This window comes from Acidihalobacter prosperus (assembly GCF_000754095.2).
GTDB lineage: Bacteria > Pseudomonadota > Gammaproteobacteria > DSM-5130 > Acidihalobacteraceae > Acidihalobacter > Acidihalobacter prosperus.
Genome location: NZ_JQSG02000005.1, coordinates 1 through 8,881, shown reverse-complemented (window position 1 = coordinate 8,881; position 8,881 = coordinate 1). Strand labels below are relative to the sequence as shown.

The 8,881-nt window shown below is 57.2% G+C and carries 6 protein-coding genes; 2 read left to right on the top strand and 4 right to left on the bottom strand.

Annotated features, from left to right (window positions below; genetic code table 11):
* Window positions 1-304: 304 nt before the first annotated feature.
* From THPRO_RS16770 to THPRO_RS10615, 4 genes are all read right to left on the bottom strand, one after another.
* Entirely contained in the window at window positions 305-1,783 is a 1,479-nt protein-coding gene (locus THPRO_RS16770; protein ID WP_145930833.1) for a hypothetical protein, read from the bottom strand.
* A gap of 233 nt (window positions 1,784-2,016) precedes the next feature.
* Window positions 2,017-2,865: a hypothetical protein gene (locus THPRO_RS10625; protein WP_038094133.1), complete on the bottom strand. Its 849-nt coding sequence runs from the start codon at window positions 2,863-2,865 to the stop codon at window positions 2,017-2,019.
* A complete protein-coding gene (locus THPRO_RS10620) occupies window positions 2,858-3,610 on the bottom strand; it encodes a methyltransferase (RefSeq protein WP_145930832.1) in 753 nt (250 codons plus the stop codon). Before THPRO_RS10620 ends, THPRO_RS10625 begins: the two co-directional genes overlap by 8 nt.
* Window positions 3,607-3,792: a hypothetical protein gene (locus THPRO_RS10615; protein WP_038094134.1), complete on the bottom strand. Its 186-nt coding sequence runs from the start codon at window positions 3,790-3,792 to the stop codon at window positions 3,607-3,609. The genes THPRO_RS10620 and THPRO_RS10615 overlap by 4 nt, the downstream gene beginning before the upstream one ends.
* Window positions 3,793-4,506: 714 nt before the next feature.
* On the opposite strand from THPRO_RS10615, the gene THPRO_RS10610 reads away from it, so the two are divergent.
* Complete coding sequence (locus THPRO_RS10610) at window positions 4,507-7,275, top strand: ribonucleoside-diphosphate reductase subunit alpha (protein ID WP_269085373.1); 2,769 nt, start codon at window positions 4,507-4,509, stop codon at window positions 7,273-7,275.
* 227 nt (window positions 7,276-7,502) lie between these two features.
* A partial coding sequence (locus THPRO_RS16310) for an LAGLIDADG family homing endonuclease (protein WP_407922451.1) occupies window positions 7,503-8,881 on the top strand: 1,379 nt, incomplete at its 3' end.

Sequence of the window (8,881 nt, the reverse complement as noted above, 5' to 3'; positions counted from 1 at the left end):
GGCGACGGTGACCTTGCCGACGGTGAAGGCGCGGCCCTTGAGGAAGGCGGTCTTGGCGGCCGGGGGCGGGTTGTTGAGGGTGACGCCGTGGTTGAAGGCGCAGCCGCCGAGGGCGAGCAGGCCGAGCAGGGCGGCGGCGAGGGCGAGCGGGCGGTTCATGGTCGTTCTCTCCTGGGGTGCGTTGTTGTGCTTGGACAGGGTTAGGATCGCACGGGAGAGGGGGAATGCAAGTGATGGAGCCGTTTAGAGACGGCAAGCGCACCTTGTCGGTACTGCTTGCCGTCGGGCAATCAAAACAATCCCGTCAGGTGCTTGAGAAATGACAGCGATCAACAGACCATTGATGTACTCCCTTGGAAATAAGGCATTCCGCAGGTCTGGTTTTCCCGTTAGCAGGCACGGGCTTTAATGCATCACTTGGTAAAATTGAAAGTAATGGTTGTGGTAAATCATAGGTGAATTTCATGGTAAAATAGACGCGCTCCGCGTCAATTCCAAGCAGTTCTTTTGCTCGCTTGATTTTTGTGACCCTGTTGATTTTGTATATCTCCCATGTTCCCACTCGCATTGTCGGTTTTTGCTCAGGGTACAACGAGCCATTAAGTAGGTATTTTTTCCCATATTTTGTTTTCATGAAAACAAGTAAATTTGTAGGATTATTAGCAATTGAAAATTGACCCGTATGCATGGACCCTGGTATACGGTTTTTTAGCGATAAAGATGCATAATCTGCGCGCAATACGATAGTGTTATTATGAGACATCTTATTTAAGATACTGTCGACTCTTTTGTTAAAGTCTTTAACCGCTTGAAGCGTCGAAATGGGTGACGCTATGAATTTTGCGGAAAAGTAAAGTCGATATTCTTTTCTGAATCTCTGAAAACTGCTCGACATGCGCTTTATAAAAAGCGCACGTTCAGGATGAATTGTTCCATAAGTGACAGATGGGAGTGGGTACGTTTCACGTGATGCCGTGATCTCGGGGTGCCTCGAAAGATATTTTTGACCTTTGTTGGTTGTGTAATATACGTTTACCCTATATTTTTTTAAGTACGCCAAATTAAAATTGGATGGAAGTGTTTTGACCCATGCGCCAGTGTAGCTGCCGATTTGGAATCGAAGCAAGTACGGAGATACGGGGTAGGCCAAAACATGTTTTTTGACTAGGTAACCGTTTTTTAGTAATGATTGAATAAATGATTCAGCACGAGCAGGTAGTCGTTCGCCATCAGGGAGCGCTAGAAAAAAATTTGATGGAGGTTCTTTTGGTACGGATACATGATTCCCGACTACTGTCGCAGATTTATAATAAATGTAATTTATATTGTTTATATTTGAAATTTCAAATCGCTCTTTATATGTTGTTTGGGAGATGACATTCACCGCATTTTGAGCCGTCTCATTAAGTTTTTTGTTTATACTTAATGCTTGCTGATACCCTGTTATAATATTTTCGCCGTCGTACAGATTGTCCTCTCGAAGCGGCCAAAGAGGTTGTGTGTGTTTTTCCAGCCACCCGCTTTTAACTAATACATCGAGAAACTTGTTTTGGGATGATGCGTCTGATTTTGTGATCGTGAAAGGGTATCCAATTATGTGTCCAGATGGATCATACAATGGCCGAGAAACCGGCAAGGGCAATGTAATGGATTCACTTATTGGTGTTTTGTGAAGATATTGTGAAATCGTCGTCTCTGCTATGCTTTTTTGTTTGTCTGAGCAGCCCGACAGCAATAGCAACGTTGCCAAGGACAACACGATAGGAGATGGTATGATCCGCATATACGCCTCTCTTTGTCATTGTTAAAAATTATAACAACGTATCTCGCTGGCAGCGATAGTCAAGCGGATTGCCATGTGAAAATCAAGAGTGGGACGGGGATTCGTGGAACAAGGAGGTGCGAGAACAGGGGCGGCTCACGCCGACGCGCTGCCCATTCCCGACATGAACGCAGGGTCTCGCGCGCAGACTGGCGAACAGAGCGAAAGAAAAGCGCCGAAGGGCCGAAATAAACTTAAGCGTTTAGCTCGATTTTCTCAGTCTCCGGGGCCGACTGCGAATCCACCGCATATCCCTTGCCGAGACGATGTGCGATCGATTCTGGATCGGCATGCGAAGTCACGACATAGGTCCAGACATCCTTCATGCGCGGCGTCGCGTATTCGGCAACCGCCCCAATTTCCTGGAGATGTTTGCGCACGATCTGCGGTTGTCCGGGACCGCGCACCGTCAGGAACCATTCATCGGCATCGGGCGCACCGACCACTTCGTTGTCGAAACCGCCACGAACGAGCGTGCCGGCAACGGAAAACCAGACGTGCCTGACGCGGGACTCTACGGCATCGATGAACACGCCTGCGCCCACGTCAGCCTGTAGCGCCGCGATCCATGCATCGGGGTTGATGAATGGGCCGATAAAGCGCCAGTCGTACATGACGCCGCGTCCGCCGGAATAGGCCCGTCGCTGTACCGAGAACACCGGGTCACCTTCGACATGATGTTCGTTACCCGACCAGGCGGTTGAGATGGCCTGCGTGAAGGTTTCCTCGCGCGATTTGGACGACCAGAGCTTTTCAAGTTCTTCGTGCAGGAGCAGGCCGCAACGCAGTTCTCCAGGGAACACCCAAATGGAAAGCAGCCCTTCGGGCATGACCCTGGCGCCAAAGCGGATAGGGAACGGAATGGACAGCATCCCGGTATCCGCCTGTGTTGCCGCGCTGGCGACATTCAGAGACAGCTTGCCGGCCTCCGGGGAAAACTTGCCCAGCAGGCGCCCAAGCAATACCGCATGACGGTCGAATCCTCTGAGCAGTTTGTCGAAAAGGTCGACGCGAAGTCCGGACAGCTCCTGATAGTCAGGCATGTTTCACCTCCAGGATATTGACGACGATGCCGCTCCCGCGCCGGTCGGTTGCACGCACCTGCGTGGTCAGATTCTGTTTCTCCGCCAGCGCGGGCAGGTCAAGCCCCTGGCCTTCCGCCCACGCAACATAGGCGCTACCGGCCGGCTTCAAGCGCGCGGGCAACTCATGCATGAATCGCTCGATGAGCAGGCCGTCCGTGTCGATTGCCATCGCGTGATAAAGGCCACCAGGCGCTGCAAAGAGCAGGGGCGCGTTGAATACGATCAAGTCCCATTGACGATCGCCCTCGAAAGCAGAGAAAAGATCCGACTTCACCACGCGGGCAAACCGTCCGTTCGCCATCGCGTTGATTTCAGCGGCCGCCAGCGCCGCCGGATCGTTGTCTGAGAGCGTGAGTTCGTTGCAGGCGTCTGGCGGCGCCAGGGACAACCCGACGGCTCCGGTACCGCAGCCGATTTCCAGAATGGCCGCTTGACACGGCGACGCGCCGATGGCCTGGCGCATCAGATGTGTGCTCGATTGAGGCCAGGGGTGATACACATGCGAGGGCGCATAGATGGTCAGATCAGCGAAGGGGATGATCGCCGGATGCGACTGTTGCGCGATAAAATCCGCGTGTCCGGTATCGAGGGCGGACGATTCATGGGTGACGCCGAGCAATTCTAAAGCGGCGTGGCTGGATATCCGGTGCTCTTCGACCTCGCGCAGCACGGCAGGAATGGCTCGAATGATGTCAGCGCTCAAGAGGCACCTCCCTGGCGTTGCTGCGCCGCGATCTCAGCTTCATAGGTTTCACGCTCGCGCTTACGCGCTTCGTCATCGAGCCGCGAGGCTCGGCGAACATACAAGAAGGCGGCCAACAGCATGGCCGCGGCCGTGAAGCACCAAAGGCCAAGCACGAAAGGGAGTTCGAGAAATAGCGACATGCGACGAGTCCGGAATGGGCTTGCCGACATTGTGTTTCCCGTGGAACCGCGCCAGATGTCTAAATAACCTCAAATCAGACGCTTATTCGTATTTCTGGGCTGCCCATGCGTGGAGCGCGGCTCCGGAACGCCAAGCATCGGGCAGTGCCAATGTGGCCGGCAATCGACCGACTTGACGTGGCGACGCGTAAGCGGTATGTATAAGCCAGTGAACAACGGCATCCACGGGCCGCTGCCGTGGACATTGAGTAGATTGGTTTCTCCCGCATTCGATAGCGGGACGTTCGAGCAGCCTCCGCGCTGGGTGACATGCGCCGGTCAGAAGAAGACACCGGCACACGCCACTCAGCGCACCCGTCGGCCTACGACGGGACAAGGAGGCATCATGCTTTCGTTATATCTCACGCCGGCTACGCGGGCATGGCTTAGTTCGAAGGACGCCGGCCGCCATCTGTATGGGGTCCTTGCAGGTGTCCCTGTTTTTGCCAGCTAACCTGAGTTTTGGTTGCCCACGATCACGGCAATTGTGTCCGGCAGCGCTTTCATTGGGTTGCATGCGGATACCAAATTCCGACATTCAACATACGAGACGCCGATAGGCGTCTCGTGCTTTTAAGACCTCGTTTTCTCCGTTTCCGGCTCCCGCCGGCTGTAACCCCGTCGCGCATCGTGCGCTGACCGGCTTACAGGGCCAACGCCCCGCCCGACGGCGCGCTGCCGTCACATCAAAGCCAACGGAGCTTACCTATGATGAACGTCATCAAACGCGAAGGCGCAATCGTGCCCTTCGACAGAACCCGCATCGAGGTTGCCGTCACCAAGGCCTTTCTCGATGTCGAAAACCGCAAGGGTGAGGAACCTGGCCGGCGCATCAAGGAGATCGCTTCTGCGATCACCGACGACGTGATAGCCGCACTGGATCGTCACCCCGACCGCACGCCTCATATCGAGGATATCCAGGACCAGGTGGAACTGGCGCTGATGCGCGCCGGAGAACACAAGGTCGCGCGGGCTTACGTGCTTTATCGCGAACGCCGCGCAGCCGAACGTCCGAAACCGCAGGACCTGCTCGATCCCGGTCTTGCCATCCATATCAAGGACGCGAACGGCAAGGTCATGCCACTCGATGGCGAGATGCTGATTCGTCGAATCAATCTCGCCTGCGAAAATCTCGAGGGCGTCGAGCCGTCCCGCGTGAGGGAATTGACAGTTAAAAGCTGCTATGAAGGCATGTCGATTTCGGACTTGGACCAGACGCTCGTCATGAGCGCCAGATCCCTGATCGAACGCGACCCGAATTACGCCTTTGTCGCTGGCCGATTGCTGCTCGACAACCTCTACACCGAAACAACCAGCCGGCTCATCGAGCCCGGCAAACGTCCGTCGCGCCTGGAAATGGCTTCGCTTTACCGGAACGCTTTCATGCAATACATCCGTGAAGGCGTACGTCTGGAACTGATCGACCCTGTGCTGGCTGATTACAACGTGTCAGCGCTGGCCGATGCCATCCAGCCGGAGCGCGATCTCAAGCTTGATTATCTGGGCCTGCAAACGCTGGCGGACAGGTATCTGATTCATCATGACGGGGTGCGTATCGAACTGCCGCAAATGCTGTTCATGCGCGTCGCCATGGGTCTTGCGATCAACGAAGCAGACCGCGAGGCCAAGGCCGTCGAGTTCTACGATTTGCTGTCGTCGCTCGACTTCATGAGTTCAACCCCAACCCTGTTCAACGCCGGCACCCTGCGCCCGCAGCTCTCCAGCTGCTACCTCACCACCGTGCCCGACGACCTCGACGGCATCTTCGCCGCGGTCAAGGACAACGCCCTGCTGTCCAAGTTCGCCGGCGGCCTCGGCAACGACTGGACCCGCGTGCGCGGYCTCGGCGCCCACATCAAGGGCACCAACGGCAAGAGCCAGGGCGTCGTGCCCTTCCTCAAGGTCGCCAACGACACCGCCGTGGCGGTCAACCAGGGCGGCAAGCGCAAGGGCGCGGTGTGCGCCTACCTCGAAACCTGGCACGTCGACATCGAGGAATTCCTCGAACTGCGCAAGAACACCGGCGACGAGCGCCGCCGCACGCACGACATGAACACCGCCAACTGGATTCCMGACCTGTTCATGAAGCGCGTCGCCGAGGAAGGCGAGTGGACGCTGTTCTCGCCCAACGAGGTACCCGACCTACACGACCTCGTCGGCACCGCCTTCGAGGCCCGCTACACCGAGTACGAGGCCAAGGCCGCGCGCGGCGAGATCAAGGTCTTCCGCAAGGTCAAGGCCGTCGACCTGTGGCGCAAGATGCTGTCCATGCTGTTCGAGACCGGCCATCCCTGGATCGCCTTCAAGGACCCCTGCAACCTGCGCTCGCCGCAGCAGCACGTCGGCGTCGTGCACAGCTCCAACCTGTGCACCGAGATCACCCTCAACACCTCCGACGACGAGATCGCCGTGTGCAACCTCGGCAGCGTCAACCTCGCCCAGCACGTCACCGAGCAGGGCCTGGACACCGCCAAGCTCGCGCGCACCATCAAGACCGCGATGCGCATGCTCGACAACGTCATCGACTACAACTACTACAGCGTGCCCCAGGCGCGCCGCGCCAACCTGCGCCACCGCCCGGTGGGCTTAGGGCTCATGGGCTTCCAGGACGCCCTGTATAAGCTCCGCCTGCCCTACGCCAGCGAGGCCGCGGTCGARTTCGCCGACCGCTCCATGGAGGCCGTGTCCTACTACGCCATCGAGGCCTCCACCGAGCTGGCCGCCGAGCGCGGCGCCTACAAGACCTTCGACGGATCGCTGTGGAGCCGCGGCGTCCTGCCCATCGACTCGCTGAACCTGCTGGAGGAAACCCGCGGCCAGTACATCCAGGTCGACAAATCCAGCACCCTCGACTGGGACGGCCTGCGCGAGCGCGTCAAGGCCCAGGGCATGCGCAACTCCAACACCATGGCCATCGCCCCGACCGCGACCATCTCCAACATCTGCGGCGTGTCGCAGTCGATCGAGCCGATTTACCAGAACCTGTACGTCAAATCGAATCTCTCCGGAGAATTCACGGTCGTCAATCGGTATCTGGTGGCGGACCTCAAGCAGCGGGATTTGTGGGACGAGGTCATGGTCAACGACCTGAAATACTATGACGGTTCGGTAGCGAACATCGATCGCGTGCCGGGCGATCTCAAGGCGCTCTACGCGACTGCCTTTGAGGTTGACCCGCGGTGGTTGGTCGAGGCTGCCTCGCGCCGCCAGAAGTGGATCGATCAGGCCCAGTCGCTCAACCTGTACATGGCCGAGCCGTCCGGCAAGAAGCTGGACAACCTGTACAAGCTCGCCTGGGTGCGCGGCCTCAAGACCACCTACTACCTGCGCTCGCTCGGCGCCACCCACATGGAAAAGGCGGCCACCCGCAGCGCGCCCGCCGCCGCGGAGGAAGCCCCCAAGGTCTGCTCGATACTCGATCCTGAGTGCGAGGCCTGCCAGTAACGCCGCAGGCCGGGCGGCGGCCTCCGCCGCCGCCCCCGCCCATCGAGCCCACCGATCGCAAGAGGTACGCAACATGTTGAACTGGGAAGACCCCCTCGCCACCCGCCCCGCCGCTCCCGCACAGCCGCAGGCGGGCAACGCCGAAGCGCGCGCCGACGAGGCCGCCAAGGCCCCGGCGCCCGCGCGCGCCGAGGCCGAGGAACTGTCCGCCAAGCCGGTCAATCCCGATGACAAGCGCGTCGTCAACGGCCTCACCGACGTCAACCAGCTCGCGCCGTTCAAGTACCCCTGGGCGTGGAACTACTTCCTCAACGCCAACAAGAACCACTGGACGCCNGTACGAGGCCAAGGCCGCGCGCGGCGAGATCAAGGTTTTCCGCAAGCTCAAGGCGGTCGACCTGTGGCGCAAGATGCTGTCCATGCTGTTCGAGACCGGGCACCCCTGGGTCGCCTTCAAGGACCCCTGCAACCTGCGCTCGCCGCAGCAGCACGTCGGCGTCGTGCACAGCTCCAATTTGTGCGTGGCTCCGGAAACCCTGGTGCTCACCGACGAGGGGCATCGTCCTATCGTGGAACTGGCGAAGAAAGGCAAAGCCAGGGTATGGAACGGAAAGAAGTTTTCAGATGTTGAAGTCTTCAAAACCGGTGAGCGGCAAGCCTTGATGAAAGTGGATTTTGACAACGGGGCATCCATTGAATGCACGCCGTATCATAAATTCTACCTCCAGGATGGATATGCTGCTTATGGCGGCAACATCAAGAAAGTTTGCGCCAATGAACTAAACCCTGGCGACAAGCTCATAAAATGGGACGCTCCCATTGTGAGCAATGCCGCTCACGAAGATTTCCCACACGCCTATACACACGGTTTTTTCTGTGGTGACGGAACGTATGGGAAAAACCAACGGCCCCTTGTCAGTTTGTACGGAGAAAAAAGGGGCTTGTCTGTATATCTGGATATCCGATCAGGTTCTGGAAAGCCAGATGCCAGCGGGCGATTGAATTATTCGTTGCCGCTTAATCTCCGTCCAAAATTCGATGTGCCAAACAACCACTCGCTGTCAAGTAAACTAGAGTGGTTCGCGGGGCTTGTCGATGCGGATGGAACCGTTGCCAGAAATGGCAAAGCACAAGGTGTTCAACTGGCCTCGACACACCCGGACTTTCTGGAACGGGTTCGTTTGATGCTGCAAACCTGTGGCGTCAATGCGTCTGTTTCGCTGGCGAAAGAAGCTGGCGTTTCAGCGCTGCCTGATGGACACGGCGCGCTGCGGGAATTTGAGACGAAGACGGTTTACAGGTTGTATATTTCTCATAAAGGACTGGAAATCCTGAATAAACTTGGATGGAATCCGAGACGGTTGAAAATAGCTTCGGTGGTTGGTAATCGGTACAGTGAATCATTCGTAAAAGTGGTTTCTGTCAAACATACAGGCCGCATCGACGATACATTTTGCTTCACGGAACCCGAACGTCACATGGGCGTTTTCAACGGTGTGCTCACAGGGCAATGCACCGAGATCACCCTCAACACCTCCGACGACGAGATCGCCGTGTGCAACCTCGGCAGCGTCAACCTCGCCCAGCACGTCACCGAGCAGGGCCT